This is a genomic window from Microbacterium proteolyticum (assembly GCF_014192415.1).
Lineage (GTDB): Bacteria > Actinomycetota > Actinomycetes > Actinomycetales > Microbacteriaceae > Microbacterium > Microbacterium proteolyticum.
Window position 1 is genome coordinate 147,861 of the sequence record NZ_JACHXY010000001.1, and the last position, 19,966, is coordinate 167,826.

Here is a 19,966-nt window from a genome sequence, read left to right on the forward strand (position 1 = left end):
GCGTCGCGACGCCCAACCGGAAGATGGTGGGGGTGGACTCAGTCATGGGTGGTGCTCGCAATCCGCCATCCGCGCTGCTGGAGCCCGTCGACGGCCCGGCGGATCGCGTCGGGGACGACGCTGATCTCGGCGAGACCGAACGGGGCTCCGGGCGAGTGCTCGAGGCGCAGGTCTTCGACGTTGACGTCGAGATCGCCGAGTTCGCTGAACAGGCGACCCAGCTGGCCGGAGGTGTCGTCGATCATGACGACGAAGGTGTCGAAACGGCGGTTCTGGCCGTGCTTGCCGGGCAGGCGCTCCACGCCCTCGTTGCCGCGGCGGATGGTGTCCGCCACCGCGCGCCGGGCGCCAGGCACCTCCGGGTCGCGCAGGGCCTCGGCGACGTCGGTGAGGTCGGCCGCGAGCTGATCGAGGACGGCGACCACGGGAGCGGCGTTCGCCCCGAGGATCTGCACCCACAGTTCGGGGGCGGATGCCGCGATGCGCGTGGTGTCGCGCACGCCTTGACCCCCGAGACGCAACGAGCCGTCGGGCGCCTCGACGAAGCGACCGGCGAGCAGACTCGCGACCAGTTGCGGCACGTGCGACATGAGGGCGACCGACTCGTCGTGCTCTTCGGGCGTCATCTCGATGAGGCTCGCGCCGAGGTCGAGCGCGAGGCCCTCGACGAGCGAGAGATCGTGCGCGGAGGTCTCGCCGTCGCGGCACACCACCCACGGGCGTCCGATGAAGATGTCGGCGCGGGCCGAGATCGCTCCCCCGCGCTCGCGTCCGGCCATGGGGTGCGAACCGATGTAGTGCGTCAGGTCGACACCGCGCCGGCGGAGGGTGCGCAGCGGCTCGAGCTTGACGCTCGCGACGTCGGTGACCACGGCATCCGGGTACGCCTCGAGCTCGCGCTGCACGACGTCGGCCGTCACGTCGGGCGGCACGGCCACCACGATCAACGACGGGCGGTCGTCGACACGCTCGGCGCGGCCCGCGCCGTAGTCGATCGCGAGGCGCAACTGCGACGGAGACGCGTCGACCAGCACGACATCGACCCCGCGGGCCATGAGGGCGTGGCCGATGCTCGCGCCGAGCAGACCGGAGCCGACGACGCGAACGGTGCCGCTCGTGCGGGTCGCCAAAGGACCGGCCGCGCGCGCGGACGTTCCGTTCGGTTCGCTCATCGGGTCTCCTGCTGCCCTGTGCGGTGCCACAGGCGCCGCACGGCGCCCGGGAGGCTCACTCCGTGGGAGTGTCGCCGTCTCGACGAGACAGCGTCAGCAGGGCACCGCGTTCTACTGTAGTCAACTCGCGCGCAGCTCCCACCGGGAGAGTTCCCAGGTGCAGGGGTCCGAACTGCCGCCGCACCAGCTCCACGACGGGGTGACCCACCTCCGCCATCAACCGCCGGACGATGCGGTTCTTGCCCGAGTGCAGCGTCAACTCCACGAGGCTCTCGCCGCGCGACGAGTCGAGCAGGCGCGCCTTGTCGGCCGCGATCCGCCCGTCCTCCAGATCGACGCCCTTGATCAGGCGCTGGATGGTCTGCGGGAGCACCTGCCCCTCGACCTTGGCGATGTAGACCTTGGTCACCCCGAACTTCGGGTGTGCGAGCACGTGCGCGAGGTCGCCGTCGTTGGTGAGCACGAGCAGGCCCGAGGTGTCGGCATCCAATCGCCCCACGTTGAACAGGCGCTCGTCCCATTCCGTCGTGAACTGACGCAGGTCGGGGCGGCCTCGGTCGTCGCTCATCGAGCTCACGACCCCGGTGGGCTTGTTCAGGATGACGTAGCGCTTGGACTCGTCGAGCTGGATCGCCGTGCCGTCCACGTCGACGAGGTCGGTCTCGGGATGGATGCGGCGACCGAGCTCGGTGACGACGAGGCCGTTCACGCGCACGCGGCCCTCGACGATCATCTGCTCGGCGACGCGGCGCGAGGCCACTCCCCGGTTGGCCAGCACCTTCTGCAGGCGGATGCCGTCGTCGCTCGCGGAGCCCGTGCTCTCTGCGTCTGTCGTGTCACTCATTTCGGGACCTCTCCGTCGAATCCGTCTGAGCCGTCGTCGAGCAACGGCGAGATGTGCGGCAGCTCGTCGAGCGAGTTGATGCCGAGGTTGACCAGCAGCTGGTCGGTGGTGCCGTAGTGGATGGCACCCGTATCCGGGTCGGTGAACACCTCGGTGATCAGCCCGCGCGAGAGCAGGGTCCGAACGACCGAGTCGACGTTCACGGCACGGATGGATGCCACCTGCCCGCGCGTGACGGGCTGCTTGTACGCGATGACGGCCAGGGTCTCCAGCGCCGCCTGCGACAGGCGCGAGGGGGCCTGGGTGTTCACGAACTCGGCCACGACGTCGTCGTGCTCCTCGCGCACGTAGAGGCGCCATCCGCCCCCGACCTCGCGCAGCTCGAAGCCCCGGCGCGGGCCGCCGGTCTCGCCGTCGTAGTCGGCGACGAGCGCTTCGACCGCCTGGCGGACGGCGGTTACGGGCGCCGCCACCGCTGCCGCGAGGCTCACCACGCTCCGGGGTTCGTCGAGGACGAGCAGGATCGCCTCCAGACGACGGGCGACGGATGCCGTGTCGCTCGGGCGTGGAGCGAGGGTCGCACCGTCCGCGGGGGCGGTGTCGTCGCCGTGCCCGGCTGCGGTGAGGGTGGTGTCAGCGGTCATAGTCGGCTCCGAGGGCGGCGAGGTTGTCTTCCGACCACCGTTCGGCGGTCCAGCGCAGGGTCAGCTCGCCCAGCGGTTCGAGCTGCTCGAACGACAGCGCGGCGTGACGGTACAACTCGAGGATCGACAGGAACCGTGCGACGACGACCCCCGTCTCGGTGACGCCCGCGACGAGGTCGCGGAAGTTCAGGGTGCCCGCAGAGCGGAGGAGGGTCACGACGATGGCGGCCTGCTCGCGGATGCTGATGAGGGGTGCGTGCAGATGGTCCAAGCCCACCGTCGGGATCTGCTTCGGCGCGAACGCCACCACGGCGAGGGCGGCGAAGTCGTCGGCGCTCAGGGTCCACTTCAGCTCCGGCACGGCGCTGCGGTACTTCTCGTCGAGACGGACGCTGCGGGTGTGCAGCCTGTCCTCGCGCTGCAGGCAGCGGGCGAACCACGCCGACACCTCTTTGAAGGCGCGGTACTGCAGCAGACGCGCGAACAGCAGATCGCGCGCTTCCAGGAGCGCCACCGACTCGGCATCCACCAGTTCTCCCTGCGGGAGGAGGCCGGCGATCTTCATGTCGAGCAGGGTCGCCGCGACGACGAGGAACTCGGAGGCCTCGTCGAGATCGCCCTCGGGACCCATTGCGCGCAGGTACGCGATGAACTCGTCTGTCACGCGGCTGAGGGCGACCTCGGTGATGTCGAGCTCCGCGCGCGAGATGAGGGTGAGCAGCAGGTCGAAAGGACCGTCGAAGACCGGGAGGGTGACGCGGAAGCCGTGCGCCGCATCGGTCCCTTCGGTCATCGCAGGGACCCCGGTCGCACGCTGGGGGGCCGACGTGTCGGCGAGGGTGTCGTCAGGCGACGGCGCCACGGGCGACCAGCTCCCGCGCCAGCCGCAGGTAGGCCTGGGCGGCGGCGTGCTCGGGCGCGAACTCCGTGATCGGCATGCCCGAGACCGAGGCATCCGGGAACTTCACCGTGCGACCGATCACCGTCTCGAGCACGTCGTCGCCGAACGCCTCGACCACGCGCTCGAGCACCTCGCGCGAGTGGAGCGTGCGCGGGTCGTACATCGTGGCGAGCACCCCGTCGAGCTCGATCGCGGGGTTGAGCCGGTCGCGCACCTTGTCGATCGTCTCGACCAGCAGGGCCACACCGCGCAGGGCGAAGAACTCGCACTCGAGCGGGATCAGCACGCCGTGCGCCGCGGTGAGGGCGTTCACGGTCAGCAGCCCGAGCGACGGCTGGCAGTCGATGAGGATGACGTCGTAGTCGGCCGCCACCTTGCGCAGAACCCGGGCGAGGATCGTCTCGCGTGCGACCTCGTTGACGAGGTGCACCTCGGCCGCCGACAGGTCGATGTTGGCCGGCAGGAGGTCGAGACCCTCGACGCGCGTGGCCACGATGACCTCGCGCGGGTCGCGCTTGGTGTCGAGCAGCAGGTCGTAGATGGTGGGCACGTCGTGCGTCTGGATGCCGAGACCCGCCGACAGGGCGCCCTGCGGGTCGAAGTCGATCGCGAGGACACGACGCCCGTAGCCGGCGAGGGAAGCGGCCAGGTTTATGGTCGTCGTCGTCTTGCCGACTCCGCCCTTCTGGTTGCACAACGCGATGATGCGGGCGGGACCGTGTCCGTCGAGCGGCTTCGGGGTGGGGAACCCCTGGTAGGGGCGTCCGGTGGGTCCGAGGATGACCTCGTCCGCGCCCGTTTTCGTGCCCTTCGTGCTCGCCGACACCGAGTCTCCCGCCTTCGTCATAACGTCGTCGAGTCTAGCCGCCGCCCGGTCCCCCGCCCGGTGCACGCGCCGAACGCCGGCCCAGGTCCCTGCGCCTGTCGACGGGACCGCGACGCGCGTGCGCCTGTGCGTACACCCTCCGCGATGCGCACAACCTCGGCCCGAGGCAGCGACGCCTACCTGACTTCGCGCGGATCGCTGAGCGTGCGCATCCGCCGCACCTGCACGGCCACCGCCAGCGCCAGCGTCGCCACACCCCACGCGGCGGCGACCTTCATCAGCACGCCGTAGATCAGGTGGGTGGGCGTGTAGTCCGCGTCGAACCACCCCTCGACCGCGAGCGCGACGAGGGTCGCGACGACCAGCGCCACCGGAAGCGATGCCCACCACGCCAGCCGCACGGCATCCGGAAGCACCCGCACCACCGGTCGAGCCTCCCGCCGCGACAACCACCAGAGCCCGAAGATCGCGAGTCCGACGAGCCCCAACACCCCCGAGCCGTACTGCAACCACTTCACGCCCAGCAGCGGACCCCACTGCTGCTCGAGCGCCGGGAACAGCGCCTCGCCCGCCCGGCCCTCGTGGGTGAAGAAGTCCCACGCGACGTGCGTGACCACCCCGAGCGCAAGCGACACCACGAGCCACAGGATGCCGACCACTCCCCCACCGAGGGTCTCGCGGACGGCTGCGCGGGCTCCGGCATCCCACCCCGCCGGAAGGCGATCCGCGACGATCCGAGGCGTCAACTCCCGCGTCGCCGGACGCAGGACGCATCGCCACACCAGGAGCAGCACGAACGCCATGACCACCGTCGCGGGCAGCCACGCGAGGTCGTGCGTCACCGCGTACGACGGCACGACGCCGCGCAGGAACAACGGCAGATCGGGCGTCATCGCACCGATGGCGACGGCCGCCGGCACGAGCGGTGTGCGCAGGAACGGCAGCGCGACGACCGCGTGGCTGACCGTGAACGGCACGTCAGCTGAGGAACAGCCCGGCGAGCGTCTTCTTGCCGCGCCGCAGCACCGACACCCCGCCCGGGAGCGAGCCCCCGACGATCGCGTCGTCGGCGGTCACTTTCTCGCCGTCCAGCGAGACGCCGCCCTGCGCGATCGCACGGCGCGCGTCGCTGAGGCTCGACGACAGGCCCGTGGCCGTGAGCGCCTCGACGACCGTGACGCCTGCGGCGACGGTCGCGTGCGGCAATTCCTCGAGGGCTGCGCGCAGGGTCGCGGCATCCAGGGTCCGCACGTCGCCCTGGCCGAACAGCGCCTCGGTCGCGGCGATCACGGCCTCGGTCGCCTCCGCGCCGTGCACCGTGGTCAGCACCTCGCGGGCGAGGCGCTTCTGCGCGGTCCGGCGGAACGGCTCCTCCGCGACGAGGCGGGCGTAGTCGTCGATCTCGGCACGCGTGAGGAACGTGAAGACCTTCAGGCGTTCGACCACGTCGCGGTCGTCGGTGTTGAGCCAGAACTGGTACATCACCCACGGGCTGCACATCTCGGCATCCAGCCAGATGGCGTTGCCCTCGCTCTTGCCGAACTTCGTGCCGTCGCTGTTGGTGATGAGCGGCGTGCCGATGGCGTGCACCGAGACGCCCTCGACCTTGCGGACCAGGTCGGTACCGCTGGTGAGGTTGCCCCACTGGTCGCTGCCGCCGGTCTGCAGCACGCAGCCGTACTGGCGGTGCAGCTCCAAGTAGTCGAGGCCCTGCAGGATCTGGTAGCTGAACTCGGTGTAGCTGATCCCGGCCTCGGAGTTCAGGCGTGCACTGACGGCGTCCTTCTTCAGCATCGTGCCGACGCGGAAGTGCTTGCCGATCTCGCGGAGGAAGTCGATGGCGCTGAGCGGCGCCGTCCAGTCGAGGTTGTTGACGATGCGGGCGGCGTTCTCTCCGTCGAAGCTGAGGAAGCGCTCGACCTGGGCGCGCAGCTTGCCGACCCACTCCTCGACGGTCTCGCGCGTGTTGAGCGTGCGCTCGGCCGTCGGACGCGGGTCGCCGACGAGCCCCGTCGAGCCGCCGACGAGTCCGAGCGGGCGGTGCCCGGCGAGCTGCAGGCGACGCATCGTCAGCAGCTGCACGAGGTTGCCCAGGTGAAGGCTCGGCGCGGTCGGGTCGAAGCCGCAGTAGTAGACGATCGGCTCGCCCGAGAGGAGCTCTCGCAGCTCGCCCTCATCCGTCGACACCTGCACGAGTCCGCGATACACCAGCTCGTCCCAGACGTTGGCGAAAGTCGGGTCGTTGGCGGGTGCGAGGGCGCTCACGGGCGCCGCATCGATGGAGGCAGACACCGGTTCAGGGTATCAGCGGGGGTGTCGGACTCCGGATGCCGCGGGCTCGCCGCGTCGCGGGACTCGGCCCGGGACCGTGCACTGCGGTCGGTTCGGGGTCTGCGCCGTCGAAGGGACCGCTCCCGGATGGTGGACCCGGCCCTCAGCCCGGTGCGATGCCCCACGCCACGAGGAACGCCGCCGCCAGCGCCGTCACCCAGCTCACGAGGCTGCCGATGAGGAAGTACTCGGCGCGGTCGCCGCCGTCGCCGTCGCGGGAGATCTCGGGGAAGCGCACGATGCCCTTGGCGGCGAGCACCGCGGCGATGAGCGTGTAGGCCCCCGCCAGGGTCAGCGCGAAGACGAGGATGCGCTCCAGCGGTCCGATGAGCCGGCCCCCCTTGAGCGTCGGCGCGGTGGTCTCGTCGGGCGTCTCGCCCGCGCCCATCTCCGAGCGCAGGGCGATGCGCACCACGGCGTTGCCGGACTCGAGCAGGAACACCACGCACCCCACGACCAGCACGACCACGTCGATCGAGACGGCATCCGTCGAGCGATACGACGCCCACATCTCGCCCAGGATGCCGGGGCGCGCGCGGCCGGGGGCGAGCACCACGCACGACGCGGCGGCCAGCGCGAGCAGCGCGACCGGCCAGAGTCCCGCGCGGGCCGGGCCCTGCTCGGGGACGACCCAGGTCCAGATCGCGGCGACGGCGACGGCGAGCACGCCCGCGATCACGGCGTCGACACCCGCCGCGAGGACGATGAGCAGTGCCGCGACGACCGCGTACGCGATCCACCGACGGGCGCGGATCATCTGGCGCAGCAGATCGACCGCGCCGACGGCGAGCAGGAGGAGGCCTGCGGCGATCACGCGCGGCCGTCCCGCGTGAGCACGGCGAAGCCCTCGATGAGCGCGGCCGACCCGGCCGCGGCGAGCGCCTGCGACACCGCCGACTGGCTGATGCCCTCGCCCTCGGCGAGCTCGCGCTGCGACCGGCCGAGGCAGCGCCCGGCGGTGAGGCGACGTGTGCGCTCGCTCATCGCCGAGACGAGCTGGTCGCGTGCGAGGGCATAGGCGTTGGCGACTGCGACGGTATCGGCCATGGCGGCATCTTCTCGCTCGGAGGCCGCGATCCAGGTGCGCGCGAAGGGCGCTGTGCGTTGCTGCATCCGCTCGACGGTCTCGACGGCCGTTCGCGCGGCCCACCACGCGGGCCCCTCGGGCACGGTGCGATCGTCGAGCACGATGGGGCGCACCTCGCCCACCCCCACGCCGAAGCGGCAGTCGATGTCGTCGGGCAGGGTCAGGCGCACCAGCAGCAGCGACGCGAGAGCGTCATCGAGGCGGGCGTACTCGCCCTGCAGTTCGTCGCCGACCGTCGCGGTCAGGGCCTGGACGGCGACCGGCAGATCGGCGTCGACCTGCTCGACCACCTCGGCGATCCGGCGCTGCGCGGCGGCGCGATCGTCGAGCCGCCGAGAGGCGACGATGTCGGCGATCACGACCACGGTCATGACATAAGCCTATCGCTTATCATTTCGTTTTGATAAGTGAATAGCTGATATTCAGTCGATGAGCGTGCGTGCGGCTGCCTGCGCGCGGGCCACGAGGTCTTCACGCTGCTCGCGCACGCGCTCGGGGGCCGTGCCGCCCGCGCCCGTGCGACTCGCCACCGAGCCCTCGATGGTGAGCACCTCGCGCACCGCGGGGGTGAGCGACGGCGACACGGATGCCAGGAGGGCGTCGTCGGCGTCTTCGAGCCCGATCTCGCGCTCCTCGCACGCCCGCACGAGGGAGCCGGAGATCTCGTGCGCATCGCGGAACGCGACGCCCTGACGCACGAGCCACTCGGCGACGTCGGTGGCGAGCGAGAACCCCTGCGGGGCGAGTTCGGCCATGCGATCGGTGTGGAAGCGGAGGGTCGCGATCATGCCGGAGAACGCCGGCAGGACGAGCTCGAGGGTACGCACGGAGTCGAAGACCGGCTCTTTGTCTTCCTGCAGGTCGCGGTTGTAGGCCAGCGGCAGACCCTTGAGCGTGGCGAGCAGACCCGAGAGGTTGCCGATCAGTCGTCCGGCCTTGCCGCGAGCGAGCTCGGCGATGTCGGGGTTCTTCTTCTGCGGCATGATGCTCGAGCCGGTCGAGTACGCGTCGTCGAGGGTGACGAAGCCGAACTCGCGCGTGTTCCACAGGATGATGTCTTCGGACAACCGCGACAGGTCGACGCCGATCATCGCGGTGATGAACGCGAACTCGGCGACGACGTCGCGCGAGGCGGTGCCGTCGAGCGAGTTCTCGGCGGGACGCGCGAGCCCCAGACGGTCCGCCACGAGCTGCGGGTCGAGCCCCAGAGTGGCGCCGGCGAGCGCGCCGCCGCCGTAGGGCGACACCGAGGCGCGCACCGACCAGTCGCGCAGGCGTTCGATGCCGCGCGTGAACGCCCAGCCGTAGGCCTGCAGGTGGTGCGCGAGCAGCACGGGCTGGGCGTGCTGCAGGTGCGTACGGCCGGGCATGATGGCGCTCTCGTGCGCCTCCGCCTGGGCGACGAGGGCGTCGACGAGGCGCAGCACCTCGCGCGTGATGGTGCGGGCGTGATCGAGCAGATAGAGCCGCACGAGGGTGGCGATCTGGTCGTTGCGGCTGCGCCCGGCGCGCAGCTTGCCGCCGACGGCCGGACCGACCGTCTCGATGAGCACGCGCTCGAGCGCCCCGTGCACGTCTTCATCGCCGGGAGCCGCGACGAGCGAGCCGTCGCGCACCCGGGCGGCGAGCTCATCGAGGCCGTCGTGCATGGTCTGCGCCTCGTCGGCCGTGAGGTACCCCGCCGCCTCGAGGGCGGCCGCGTGGGCGTGCGACCCCGCGATGTCGTAGAGCGCGAGGTCCCAGTCGAAGTGGGTCGAGCGGCTCAGCGCCGCCAGTTCGGGAGACGGTCCGCCCGAGAAACGGGCCCCCCACAGGGCACCCTCGTTCGTCGTCTGACCGCTCTCGTGACTCATGCTCCCAGCCTACCGAGGGCCGCCGACACCGCCGGAGCCGGAGGCCCCATCCGGCGAAGCGGGGCGTGCGGCGGCATCCCGTCCGACGACGAGCTTCACCACGAGGTCGATGAGCCACTCCAGCGGACCGCGACCGAGGGTCAGCGCCCATATGGTGCACCCGGCGACGAGGCCGAGGGTGAGGGGCAGGAAGAGTCCCGCCTCGCGGATGCCGTACAGATCGCCCGTGTCGCCGAGCAGGGCGAGGGCGACGAGGGCCCACACCACCAGCTGCAGCACGTAGGCCGTCAGGGGCATGGATCCGACCGCCCGAAGCGGTACGGCCACCCACCGCAGCGGCGTGCGGCACACCAGCAGGCAGACACCGATCGTGGCCAGGGCGAACCCGCCCGACCCGATGACCTCCCACAGACCCGAGGAGTGGTCCTCGGCGGTCAGCACGGCCGCCAGGTAGGGACGCCCGGCGACGGCCGGCGCGGTCGCGAGGGCGGCGCCGTAGCCCGCGAGCAGAAGGGCCCCGCCGGCCGTCACGAGCGCGGCCTGCACGTCGAGTCGACGCAGGTCGAGCCGCCCGACGCCCATCCCGGCGAGCAGGAACGCGATCCACACCGTGAAGGGATAGTTCCACCCGACCGCCGCGGCGATCTCCGCGCCCGCGCGCCCCGCCCAGATGGGAGCCGCGTCGAGCACCGGCTGGATCCACGGCATCACGAGCGCGAGCACCCCCGCAGTGACGAAGAGCCCCCGCGCGCGCATCCCGAGGAACGGCAGGGCCAGCACGAACAGCAGGGCGTACGCGGGCAGGATGACGTACACCGGCACCCCGGTGGCCACCAGCAGCATGCCGATGACCCAGAGCATCGCCCCACGTAGCGCCAGTCGCGCGCCGGCTCGGGGGCGGCGCTCCGGTCCGATCGGACGCGACCCGCCGGTCACGAGGGCGATCGAGACGCCCGCCAGGGTCGCGAACAGGATCGACGAACGCCCGTTGACCAGGGTGACCCAGGTGTCGGGGTCGAGGGTGAGCCGACGCTCGGTGTCGAGCAGATGCGCGGCCAGCATGCCCAGCACCGCGAGGCCGCGCGCGAGGTCCACGCCGACCAGCCGGCCCGGCCCGTCGAAACGGGCCCAGGCACGGCCGACCGGCGAGGTCGTCACTGCTGACGCAGAAGCCACACCAGCAACGCCTTCTGGGCGTGGAGCCGGTTCTCGGCCTCGTCCCACACCACGCTCTGCGGTCCGTCGATGACCTCGGCGTCGACCTCGTAGCCGCGGTCGGCGGGGAGGCAGTGGATGAAGATCGCGTCGTCGGCGGCCCGCGTCATGAGCTCGGTCGTGACCTTGAACCCGCCGAGGTCGCGGATGCGTGCGATCTTCTCCTCTTCTTTGCCCATCGACACCCACGTATCGGTGACGACGACGTCGGCTCCGGATGCCGCGGCCTCGGGGTCGGTCGAGAGGGTGATCGATCCCCCGGTCGCGGCGGCGATGCGCTCGGCATCGGCGATCACGTCGGCTCGGGGCGCGTAGTCGGCGGGTGCGGCGACGCGCACGTGCATGCCGGCGGTGACGCAGGCGAGAACGTACGAGTGGGCCATGTTGCTGCGCCCGTCGCCGAAGAACGACAGGGTCAGCCCCTTCAGATCACCCTTGTGCTCGCGGATCGTGAGCAGATCGGCGAGCAGCTGGCACGGGTGGAAGTCGTCGCTCAACGCGTTCACGACAGGCACACGGGTGCCGCGCGCCATCTCTTCCAGCCCCGCCTGCGCGTAGGTGCGCCAGACGATCGCGGCCACCTGACGTTCGAGCACCCGGGCGGTGTCGGACGGTGTCTCCTTGCCGCCGAGCTGACTGTTGGCGGTGGAGATGATCAGCGGTGAGCCGCCCAGGTCGGCGATGCCCACGGCGAACGACACGCGCGTGCGGGTCGACGACTTGTCGAAGATCACCGCGACGGTCTGGGGGCCCTCGAGCGGCTTCTGCGACCACCGGTCTTTCTTCAGCTCGATGGCGAGGTCGAGGATCTCGGCCTGCTCGGCCGGGGTCAGGTCGTCGTCGCGCAGCAGGTGGCGGGTCACGCGGGGGCTCCTTCGAGGATCAGGGCATCGGAGACGGTGGCGAGAGCGGCGCCGAACAGCTCGAGGAACCCGGCCACCTCGGCATCCCCGATCGTCAGCGGCGGGGCGATGCGGATGGTGTCGTCGTTCGCGGCGTTCACAATCAGACCGTGCTGCTGTGCGGCGGCGACGACGGCCTTGGCGACCGGGCTGGTGAGCCCGATGCCCAACAGAAGGCCCCGACCGCGGACGCCGGAGATCAGCGGTGAGCCGAGCGCGGCGATGCCCTCGCGCAGCTGCGTCTCGCGGCGCGCGGCCTTCTCGACCAGACCCTCCGACTCGATCTCTTCCAGCACGGCCCCGCCGACGGCGGTGCCCAGGGCGTTGCCCCCGAAGGTCGAGCCGTGGGTGCCGGGGAAGAACAGATCGCTCGCGGCACCGAAGGTGATGAGCGCGCCGATGGGGAATCCGCCACCGATACCCTTCGCCACGGTGATGGCGTCGGGCACGATGCCGGCGTGCTGGAAGGCGAACCAGGCACCGGTACGACCGGCGCCGGTCTGGATCTCGTCCACGATCAGCAGGGCGCCGTGCCGCTCGGTGATCTCGCGCGCGGCCTGCAGGTAGCCCTCGGGCAACTCGACCACCCCGGCCTCGCCCTGGATGGGCTCGACGAGCAGGGCGGCGACGCGCTCGTCCATCGCGGCGTCGAGAGCCTCGATGGTCGCGTCGATGTGCTCGACGCCGGGCACCATGGGGAGGAAGTCGGCCTGGAGCGCCGGCTTGCCGGTCAGCGCGAGCGCGCCCATCGTGCGGCCGTGGAAGCCGCCCTTCAGGGTCAGGATGCGGGTGCGGTCGGTGCCGCGGCCGTGCAGGCGCGCGAGTTTCAGCGCCGCCTCGTTGGCCTCGGCGCCGGAATTGCCGAAGTAGACCCGGCCCGACTCCCCCGTGCCCGCGAGGCGCTTGAGGCGCGCGGCCATCGCCAGCTGCGGGGGCGTGGCGAAGTAGTTCGAGACGTGCGAGAGCGTCGACGCCTGCGCGGTCAGAGCCTGCACGAACACCGGGTGGGCGTGGCCGAGGGCGTTGACGGCGATGCCCGCGAGGAAGTCGAGGTACTTCTTGTCGTCGCTGTCCCAGACGTAGGCACCCTGCCCGCGCACGAACAGGGCCATCCGGTCGCCGAAGCTGCGGACGAGGTCGCGTCCGGCGTCCTCCTGCCAGGTTGCGGTGGTCATGCGACCACCTCCGTTCCGATTCCCTTGTTGGTAAACAATTCGACGAGCACCGAGTGCGGCACGCGTCCGTCGATGATGGCGGCCGTGGGCACGCCGCCCTCGACCGCGTCGAGGCACGCCTGCATCTTCGGGATCATGCCCGACTCGAGCTTCGGCAGCATGGCGCGCAGCTCCGTCGAGGTCAGGTGCGACACGAGCGAGTCCCGGTTCGGCCAGTCGGCGTAGAGGCCGGGCACGTCGGTCAGCACGACGAGCTTCTTCGCGTTGAGCGCCGTCGCGAGAGCGGCCGCCGCGGCATCCGCGTTCACGTTCAACGACGTGCCCGGGTTGTCGAGGTCGGGCGCGATGCTCGACACGATCGGCACGCGCCCCGCGGCGAGGTGGTCGAGCACGGTCTGCGGGTCGACGGTGACGACATCGCCGACACGCCCGAGGTCGTGCTCTACGCCGTCGACGACCACACCGCGACGACGGCCGCCGAAGAGACCGGCGTCCTCGCCGCTGAGGCCCGTCGCCAACGGGCCGTGCGCGTTGACCTTGGCCACCAGCTGCGGGTTGATCTGGCCCGTGAGCACCATGCGGACGACACCGATGGCCTCGGTCGAGGTCACGCGGTACCCGCCGCGGAACTCGCTGGGGATGTCGAGCCGGTTCAGCATCGACGAGATCTGCGGTCCCCCGCCGTGCACGACGACGGGCTTCACTCCGACGTAGCGGAGGTAGGCGATGTCGGCGGCGAACGCGTCCTGCAGTTCTTCGCTGACCATGGCGTTGCCGCCGTACTTCACCACCACCACCTGGTCGCGGTACTTGCGCACCCACGGCAACGACTCGACGAGCGTGACCGCCCGTTCGCTGGCTTCGGCGGGATCGGTGTCTTGAAGATCGACGTGGGTCATGAGGAGTAGGCGCTGTTCTCGTGGACGTAATCGTGCGTGAGGTCGTTGGTGCGGATGGTGGCCGCAGCCGAGCCGACGCGCAGGTCGACGACGAGGTCGGTCGCGCGAGGGGTGAGGTCGACGTCTTCGCGGGGGCGGTCGGGGCCGCCGGCGGTGCAGACGCGCACCCCGTTCATCCACACGTCGACGTCGTACGGGTCGAAGTCCGCGTCGGTCGTGCCGATGGCCGCGAGCACGCGTCCCCAGTTGGGATCGTTGCCGAAGATCGCGGCCTTGAAGAGGTTGTTCCGGGCGATCGAGCGGCCCACCTCGACCGCGTCCTCCTCGGTGGCGGCGCCGATCACCCGGATGGTGATGTCGTGGCTGGCCCCCTCGGCGTCGCCCTGCAACTGGGTGGCGAGGTCGTCGCACACCTCGGTCAGCGCGGCGGTGAACTCGTCGGCGGAGAGACGGATGCCACTGGCCCCGCTCGCCATCAGCGTCACCTGGTCGTTGGTCGACATGCACCCGTCGGAGTCCAGCCGGTCGAAGCTCACCCGGGTGGCGGCGCGGAGCGCGGCATCCGCTTCGGACGGCTCCAACACGACGTCTGTCGTGATGACGACGAGCATGGTCGCGAGGCCCGGTGCGAGCATGCCGGCGCCCTTGGCCATGCCGCCGATCGCCCAGCCGTCGCCGGTGTGGACGGCCCGCTTGGGCTTCGAGTCGGTCGTCATGATCGCGAGAGAAGCGTCTTCGCCGCCCTCGGCGGACAGTGCTGCGACACCCTGCTCGACACCGTCGAGCACTTTGGCGCGGAACACCTCGTCGCCCGTGCCGATGAGCCCCGTCGAGCACACGACCACGTCGCCCGCGCCGACGCCGAGGAGCTCGGCGGCACGCTCGGCGGTCTGGTGGGTCGTCTGGAACCCGAACGAGCCGGTGAAGCAGTTCGCGCCGCCGGAGTTGAGTACGACCGCCTCGACGACGCCGTCCTTGACGACCTGCTCCGACCAGAGGATGGGGTTGGCCTTCGCACGGTTCGACGTGAACACCGCCGCTCCCACCTTGAGCGGTCCGCGGTTGACGACGAGGGCGACATCGCGTGCGCCGGTCGACTTCAGTCCCACAGCGACCCCGGCCGCTTCGAATCCGGTGGCGACGGTCACGCTCACGGGGCGACTCCATTCAGGGGAAGGGCGGTGGCCTCGTCGAGGCCCAGCGCGATGTTCATGGACTGCACGGCGGCACCGGCCGTGCCCTTGACGAGGTTGTCGACGGCGGCGACCACGATCACCCGGTTCGCTCCGCGGTCGATCGCCAGCCCCAGCGAGGCGATGTTCGCCCCCAGCACGTCGGCCGTCCGCGGGAACACCCCCGCCGGCAGCAGCTCGACGAAGGGCTCGTCGGCATATGCGGCCTCCCACGCGGCGCGGATCTCGGCATCCGTCACCTCGCCCCGGATCGGAGCGGTCGAGGTGGCGAGAATGCCCCGCGACATCGGCACGAGCACCGGAGTGAACGAGATCCGGATGCCGTCAGCCGGGGCCCCCGCGGCGACGAGCGCCTGGCGGATCTCGGGGATGTGACGATGCGTACCGCCGACGGCATATGGATTCGCCGAGCCGAGGATCTCACTGGCTAGCAGGTTGGTCTTGGCGGCCTTGCCGGCACCGCTGGGACCCACGGCCAGCACCGAGACGATGTCACCCGGGTCGATCACTCCGGCGGCGACGCCCGGGGCGAGCGAGAGTGCGACGGTGGAAGCGTTGCACCCGGGGGCGGCGATACGCGTCGCTCCGCGGAGGTGCTCACGCTGCTTGACACCGCCGACGGTGAGTTCGGGCACCCCGTACGCCCACGGTTCGGGGTGGTCTCCCCCGTAGAACGTCGCCCAGTCCTCGGGTGAGGTCAGCCGATGGTCGGCGCCCGCGTCGATGACCAGGGGCGTGTCGGCGAGCGCGTCGGTGTACTGCGCCGACTGCCCGTGCGGAAGGGCGAGGACCACCACGTCGTGCCCGGCGAGCACCTCGGGTGTCGTGGCCTGCAGTTCGAGGTGGGCGAGCGAACGCAGGTGCGGCTGGTGCGCGACGAGCGGCTGGCCGGCGCTGGAGTGCGCGGTCACCGTACGGATCTCGACATCGGGATGGGCCGCGAGCAAGCGCAGGATCTCGCCGCCCGCATAGCCGGAAGCGCCGGAGACGGCGACCGAGAGGGTCATGTTTCTACCTTAGGAGTCGGGACGTGTGCTGAATCAGCGTGAACCGGGGCGGCGACGCCCGCATGCCCGACCGTCGGCGGGTTTACGAGGTCGCCGAGAGTCGGCGCGTGACCCGACGTCGACGCTCGCCACCGGTGCTCACGAAGAGCTCCTCGGGGCGCACGTTGATCGACGACATGTGGCGAGGGTAGCCGCCCCGCGGGCGGACGGGCAAATCGGCGCGGACGCGGAAGCGTGCGACGGTCGAGGCGGGGGCGTCCCACGCGATCGACGCCGAAGCGCCGCACGGCGAAAGCCGGCGGCGCTTCGGAGGGAGCGTTCAGTCGCGGATGGCGGCGCCGAAACGCTCGGCGGCCACGGCGACGCCGGCGAGCTTGGCATCCGTCGCCTCGGCCGCGGTGAGCGTGCGGTCGTCGGCGCGGAACCGCAGCGCGAACGTCAGGCTCTTCGAGCCCTCGGCGAGACCGGGGCCGCGATAGTCGTCGACCAGACGCGCGCCCTCGAGGAGCGGCGCGCCACCCTCGATGAGCGCCGCGCGCACGGCACCGGCCGCCACGTCGAGCGGCACGGTGACCGAGACGTCCTGCGTCGCCGCGGGGAAGCCCGACAGCGAGGCGGCGACCACGCGGGCCTGCGCGAGGTCGAGAACCGCATCGAGGTCGAGCTCGGCGACCAGCACCCGGCCGGGCAGGTCGGCGCCGGCTGCGACCGTGGGAAGCAGCTCCCCGATGTAGCCGATGTCGTGTCCCGCCGCGAGCACGCGGGCGGTCCGGCCCGGGTGCAGGGCGGCGCGCTGGGCCTGCACGAGGCCGATGTCGAGCCCGGCTGCGGCGGTCAGGACGCGCACGGCGTCGACGGCGTCGGCGAGGTCGGCGGCCACGGCCGGCTGCCCGGGCTGCTTGGGCACCGTGTGTCCCGTGAGCAGCACGGCGACGTGGCGGCGCTGCGGCGGGATCGAGGCGTCGAGTGCGGTCAGGGTCGCGGCATCCGGACGCACCGCCAACGGAGGCACCGATGCGGTGCCGTACTGCACGCCGGGCTTGGGCAGGAACACCGTGCCGACCTCGAACAGGGCCAGGTCGACGATGCCGCGCGAGACGTTGCGGTGCGCCACCTGCAGCAGAGCCGGCACGAGGGAGCGGCGGAGGAACGGCGACAAGCCGTCGAGCGGGTTGGCGAGCTTCACGCTCGGCAACGTGTCACCCGAGGGCGAGCCGTGCAGGGCGTTCTGCTCTTCTGTGGTGAAGGGGAAGGACGGCGTCTCGACGTACCCGGCCGAGGCGAGGGCGTTCGACACGCGTCGGCGGCCCTGCTGCGCCGCGGTCAGGCCGCGGCCGGAGGGCGGGGTGGGGAGCACCGACGGGATGCGGTCGTAGCCCTCGATCCGGGCCACCTCTTCGGCGAGTGTCCACTTGTCGGTCAGGTCGTGGCGCCAGGACGGCGCGGTCACGGCCCAGCCTCCGTCGTGCTGCTCGACGGAGCAGCCGATGAGGCGCAGCGCCGAAACGGTCTCGTCGTCGGTGTAGTCGACGCCGATCAGCCCCGACACGAAGCCCGTGGGGAGCGTGATCGGCTCGCGTCGGTAGGTCGACGACAGCGACCCACCGAGCTCGGTGTCGAGCGTGCCGCCAGCGAGTTCGACCATCAGCGACGCGACGCGTTCCGCGGCGACGTAGGGCACGAGCGGGTCGACGCCGCGCTCGAAGCGGCGCGAGGCCTCCGACGGAAGCCTGTGCCGACGGGCGGTACGGGCGATCGACACCTGGTCGAAGGTCGCCGCCTCGATGAGCACGTTGCGCGTCGCAGCGCCCATCTCGGTGGGACCGCCCCCCATGACGCCGGCGAGACCGATCGGGCCGGACTCGTCGGTGATCAGAAGATCCTCGGCGTGAAGCGTGCGGACCTGACCGTCGAGGGTCTCGAGCTTCTCGCCCTGCGCCGCGCGGCGCACGGTGATGCCGCCCTGCAGGCGGTCGAGGTCGTAGCCGTGGATGGGCTGCCCGAGCTCGAGCATGACGTAGTTGGTGATGTCGATGAGCACCCCGAGCGAGCGGATGCCGGCCAGCGACAGCCGCGTGATCATCCACGGCGGCGTCGGGCGCGACGGATCGACGTCACGCACGATGCGGGCGACGAACTCCGTGGCGCCGTCACGGCCCCGGATGGGAGCCTCGTCGGCGACGGCGATCGAGAAGCCCGACGGCGTGCGCGAGACGGCCTCGTCGTGGCCGATGCCGGGATCACGGAAGGCGGCACCCGTCGCGTGCGAGTACTCGCGGGCGACACCGCGCAACGACAGGGCGTAGCCGCGGTCGGGTGTGACGTTGATCTCGACGGCGAGGTCGTCGAGGCCCAGCAGCGCGATGGCATCCGTTCCCACCGGCGCGTCGATCCCGAGGTCGATCAGACGCAGGATGCCGGAGTGCTCGCTGCCGAGCCCGAGCTCTTTCGCCGAGGCGATCATGCCGTCGGACACGTGGCCGTAGGTCTTGCGGGCGGCGATCGGGAACGGCCCGGGGAGCACGGAGCCGGGCAGCGTCACCACGACCTTGTCGCCCTCGAAGAAGTTGCCGGCGCCGCAGACGACGCCGCGCACGCCCCCGTTCTCGGCACCGACGTCGACCTGGCACCAACGGATGGTCTTGCCGTTGGACTGCGGCTCGGGGGTGAACTCCTTCACCTCGCCGACGACGATGGGGCCGGACAGCTCGAAGCGGTGCACGTCCTCTTCTTCGAAGCCGACCGACACGAGGGCGGCGAGGACGTCGTCGGGCGTGGCTTCGGCGGGTACGTCGACGTACTCGCGCAACCAGGAGAGCGGGACGCGCATCAGACCACCATTCCGAACTGCTCGCTGAAGCGCACATCGCCCTCGGCCATGTCGCGCATGTCTTGCACGTCGCTACGGAACATGAGCGTGCGCTCGATGCCCATGCCGAACGCGAAGCCCGAGTACTCCTCGGGGTCGATGCCGGCGGCTCGCAAGACGTTGGGGTTCACCATGCCGCAGCCGCCCCACTCGATCCAACGCGCCCCGCCCTTGAAGGTGGGGTGCCACAGGTCGAGTTCGGCGCTGGGCTCGGTGAAGGGGAAGAAGTTGGCACGGAAGCGTGTCTTGGCCTCGGGTCCGAACAGCACGCGCGCGGCGTGGTCGAGGGTGCCCTTGAGGTGCGCCATCGTGATGTTCTTGTCGATGACCAGACCCTCGAACTGCGTGAACACCGGCAGGTGCGTCGCGTCGAACTCGTCGGTGCGGTACACCCGGCCCGGGCACAGCACGTAGATGGGCAGGTCGCGCTCGAGCATCGACCGCACCTGCACGGGGCTCGTGTGCGTGCGCAGTACGAGGTGGCGGGCGACCGGGTCGACGAAGAAGGTGTCCTGCATCTGGCGGGCGGGGTGGTCGACGTCGAAGTTGAGCGCGTCGAAGTTGAACCACTCGTGTTCGAGCTCGGGGCCTTCGGCGATCTCCCATCCCATGCCGACGAAGATGTCGGACACCTGCTCCTGCAGGAGCGAGATCGGATGCCGCGCGCCCACACGCGCGCGCTGCGGCAACGCCGTGACGTCGACGCGCTCGGCCTCGAGCTGGGCGGCCGTCTCGGCCTCGGCCAGCTCGGCCTCGCGGGCCGCGAGCGCCTGATTCACCCGGCCTCGGGCCTGACCGACGAGCTTGCCGACGGCGGCCTTCTGGTCGGGGGCGACCTGGCGCATCTGAGCGTTCAGCCGCGCGAGGGCGGACTGCTCACCGGTGTGCGCGGAGCGGGCGGCTTTCAACTCGGCCGTGGTCGCGGCCGCCGCGATGGCCGCGAGGGCGGCATCGACGGCGGAGGCGACGGCCTCGGGGGTGATCTCGGGTGCGTCGGACACGAGATGAGAGTCTACCGACGGGCGGGGGCACTCCCCCGCCCGTCGAC

At 71.1% G+C, this 19,966-nt stretch carries 18 protein-coding genes; all 18 read right to left on the reverse strand.

Annotated elements, in window-relative coordinates:
- Nucleotides 1-38 precede the first annotated feature (38 nt).
- Nucleotides 39-1,172 carry a prephenate dehydrogenase gene (locus FHS07_RS00750; protein WP_183418018.1) on the reverse strand — a complete coding sequence of 378 codons (1,134 nt, stop codon included), beginning with the start codon at nt 1,170-1,172 and terminating at the stop codon, nt 39-41.
- 55 nt (nt 1,173-1,227) lie between these two features.
- Nucleotides 1,228-2,016: a pseudouridine synthase gene (locus FHS07_RS00755; protein WP_183418019.1), complete on the reverse strand. Its 789-nt coding sequence runs from the start codon at nt 2,014-2,016 to the stop codon at nt 1,228-1,230.
- A complete protein-coding gene (gene scpB / locus FHS07_RS00760; RefSeq protein ID WP_246383064.1) occupies nt 2,013-2,660 on the reverse strand; it encodes an SMC-Scp complex subunit ScpB in 648 nt (215 codons plus the stop codon). Before scpB ends, FHS07_RS00755 begins: the two co-directional genes overlap by 4 nt.
- Entirely contained in the window at nt 2,650-3,522 is an 873-nt protein-coding gene (locus FHS07_RS00765; protein WP_183418020.1) for a segregation and condensation protein A, read from the reverse strand. The genes scpB and FHS07_RS00765 overlap by 11 nt, the downstream gene beginning before the upstream one ends.
- The gene (locus tag FHS07_RS00770; protein ID WP_221189099.1) at nt 3,506-4,408 is read right to left on the reverse strand and encodes a ParA family protein; all 903 of its coding nucleotides are present in this window, start codon (nt 4,406-4,408) and stop codon (nt 3,506-3,508) included. Before FHS07_RS00770 ends, FHS07_RS00765 begins: the two co-directional genes overlap by 17 nt.
- Nucleotides 4,409-4,563: 155 nt before the next feature.
- Nucleotides 4,564-5,364 (reverse strand): DUF4184 family protein, encoded by an 801-nt coding sequence (locus FHS07_RS00775; protein ID WP_183418021.1) that lies wholly within the window; start codon nt 5,362-5,364, stop codon nt 4,564-4,566.
- Between the two features lies 1 nt (nt 5,365).
- On the reverse strand, nt 5,366-6,679 hold the full coding sequence (tyrS, locus tag FHS07_RS00780; RefSeq protein WP_183418022.1) for a tyrosine--tRNA ligase: 1,314 nt from the start codon (nt 6,677-6,679) through the stop codon (nt 5,366-5,368).
- 142 nt (nt 6,680-6,821) lie between these two features.
- A complete protein-coding gene (locus FHS07_RS00785) occupies nt 6,822-7,532 on the reverse strand; it encodes a hypothetical protein (protein ID WP_183418023.1) in 711 nt (236 codons plus the stop codon).
- Nucleotides 7,529-8,176 (reverse strand): SatD family protein, encoded by a 648-nt coding sequence (locus FHS07_RS00790; protein WP_183418024.1) that lies wholly within the window; start codon nt 8,174-8,176, stop codon nt 7,529-7,531. Before FHS07_RS00790 ends, FHS07_RS00785 begins: the two co-directional genes overlap by 4 nt.
- A 51-nt stretch (nt 8,177-8,227) precedes the next feature.
- The gene (gene argH / locus FHS07_RS00795) at nt 8,228-9,658 is read right to left on the reverse strand and encodes an argininosuccinate lyase (RefSeq protein WP_183418025.1); all 1,431 of its coding nucleotides are present in this window, start codon (nt 9,656-9,658) and stop codon (nt 8,228-8,230) included.
- A gap of 9 nt (nt 9,659-9,667) precedes the next feature.
- Nucleotides 9,668-10,834, reverse strand: coding sequence for a heparan-alpha-glucosaminide N-acetyltransferase domain-containing protein (locus tag FHS07_RS00800; RefSeq protein WP_183418026.1), 1,167 nt, complete (start codon nt 10,832-10,834; stop codon nt 9,668-9,670).
- The gene (gene argF / locus FHS07_RS00805; RefSeq protein ID WP_183418027.1) at nt 10,813-11,736 is read right to left on the reverse strand and encodes an ornithine carbamoyltransferase; all 924 of its coding nucleotides are present in this window, start codon (nt 11,734-11,736) and stop codon (nt 10,813-10,815) included. The genes FHS07_RS00800 and argF overlap by 22 nt, the downstream gene beginning before the upstream one ends.
- A complete protein-coding gene (locus FHS07_RS00810) occupies nt 11,733-12,950 on the reverse strand; it encodes an acetylornithine transaminase (protein ID WP_183418028.1) in 1,218 nt (405 codons plus the stop codon). Before FHS07_RS00810 ends, argF begins: the two co-directional genes overlap by 4 nt.
- A complete protein-coding gene (gene argB, locus FHS07_RS00815) occupies nt 12,947-13,849 on the reverse strand; it encodes an acetylglutamate kinase (RefSeq protein WP_055957747.1) in 903 nt (300 codons plus the stop codon). Before argB ends, FHS07_RS00810 begins: the two co-directional genes overlap by 4 nt.
- Nucleotides 13,846-15,003, reverse strand: coding sequence for a bifunctional glutamate N-acetyltransferase/amino-acid acetyltransferase ArgJ (gene argJ / locus FHS07_RS00820; protein ID WP_183418029.1), 1,158 nt, complete (start codon nt 15,001-15,003; stop codon nt 13,846-13,848). The genes argB and argJ overlap by 4 nt, the downstream gene beginning before the upstream one ends.
- Nucleotides 15,000-16,049: an N-acetyl-gamma-glutamyl-phosphate reductase gene (argC, locus tag FHS07_RS00825; protein ID WP_183418030.1), complete on the reverse strand. Its 1,050-nt coding sequence runs from the start codon at nt 16,047-16,049 to the stop codon at nt 15,000-15,002. The genes argJ and argC overlap by 4 nt, the downstream gene beginning before the upstream one ends.
- A 319-nt stretch (nt 16,050-16,368) precedes the next feature.
- Nucleotides 16,369-18,879, reverse strand: coding sequence for a phenylalanine--tRNA ligase subunit beta (gene pheT / locus FHS07_RS00830; protein ID WP_183418031.1), 2,511 nt, complete (start codon nt 18,877-18,879; stop codon nt 16,369-16,371).
- Nucleotides 18,879-19,919, reverse strand: coding sequence for a phenylalanine--tRNA ligase subunit alpha (gene pheS / locus FHS07_RS00835; protein ID WP_183418032.1), 1,041 nt, complete (start codon nt 19,917-19,919; stop codon nt 18,879-18,881). Before pheS ends, pheT begins: the two co-directional genes overlap by 1 nt.
- Between the last annotated feature and the right edge of the window lie 47 nt (nt 19,920-19,966).

Excerpts from the sequence above, each read along its gene's own strand:
- FHS07_RS00810 (WP_183418028.1), bottom strand. The coding sequence starts at position 12,950 with ATGACCACCGCAACCTGGCAGGAGGACGCCGGACGCGACCTCGTCCGC.
- FHS07_RS00750 (WP_183418018.1), bottom strand. The coding sequence starts at position 1,172 with ATGAGCGAACCGAACGGAACGTCCGCGCGCGCGGCCGGTCCTTTGGCG.
- pheT (WP_183418031.1), bottom strand. The coding sequence starts at position 18,879 with ATGCGCGTCCCGCTCTCCTGGTTGCGCGAGTACGTCGACGTACCCGCC.
- argH (WP_183418025.1), bottom strand. The coding sequence starts at position 9,658 with ATGAGTCACGAGAGCGGTCAGACGACGAACGAGGGTGCCCTGTGGGGG.
- argB (WP_055957747.1), bottom strand. The coding sequence starts at position 13,849 with ATGACCCACGTCGATCTTCAAGACACCGATCCCGCCGAAGCCAGCGAA.
- argC (WP_183418030.1), bottom strand. The coding sequence starts at position 16,049 with ATGACCCTCTCGGTCGCCGTCTCCGGCGCTTCCGGCTATGCGGGCGGC.
- scpB (WP_246383064.1), bottom strand. The coding sequence starts at position 2,660 with ATGACCGCTGACACCACCCTCACCGCAGCCGGGCACGGCGACGACACC.
- FHS07_RS00755 (WP_183418019.1), bottom strand. The coding sequence starts at position 2,016 with ATGAGTGACACGACAGACGCAGAGAGCACGGGCTCCGCGAGCGACGAC.
- FHS07_RS00790 (WP_183418024.1), bottom strand. The coding sequence starts at position 8,176 with ATGACCGTGGTCGTGATCGCCGACATCGTCGCCTCTCGGCGGCTCGAC.
- FHS07_RS00770 (WP_221189099.1), bottom strand. The coding sequence starts at position 4,408 with ATGACGAAGGCGGGAGACTCGGTGTCGGCGAGCACGAAGGGCACGAAA.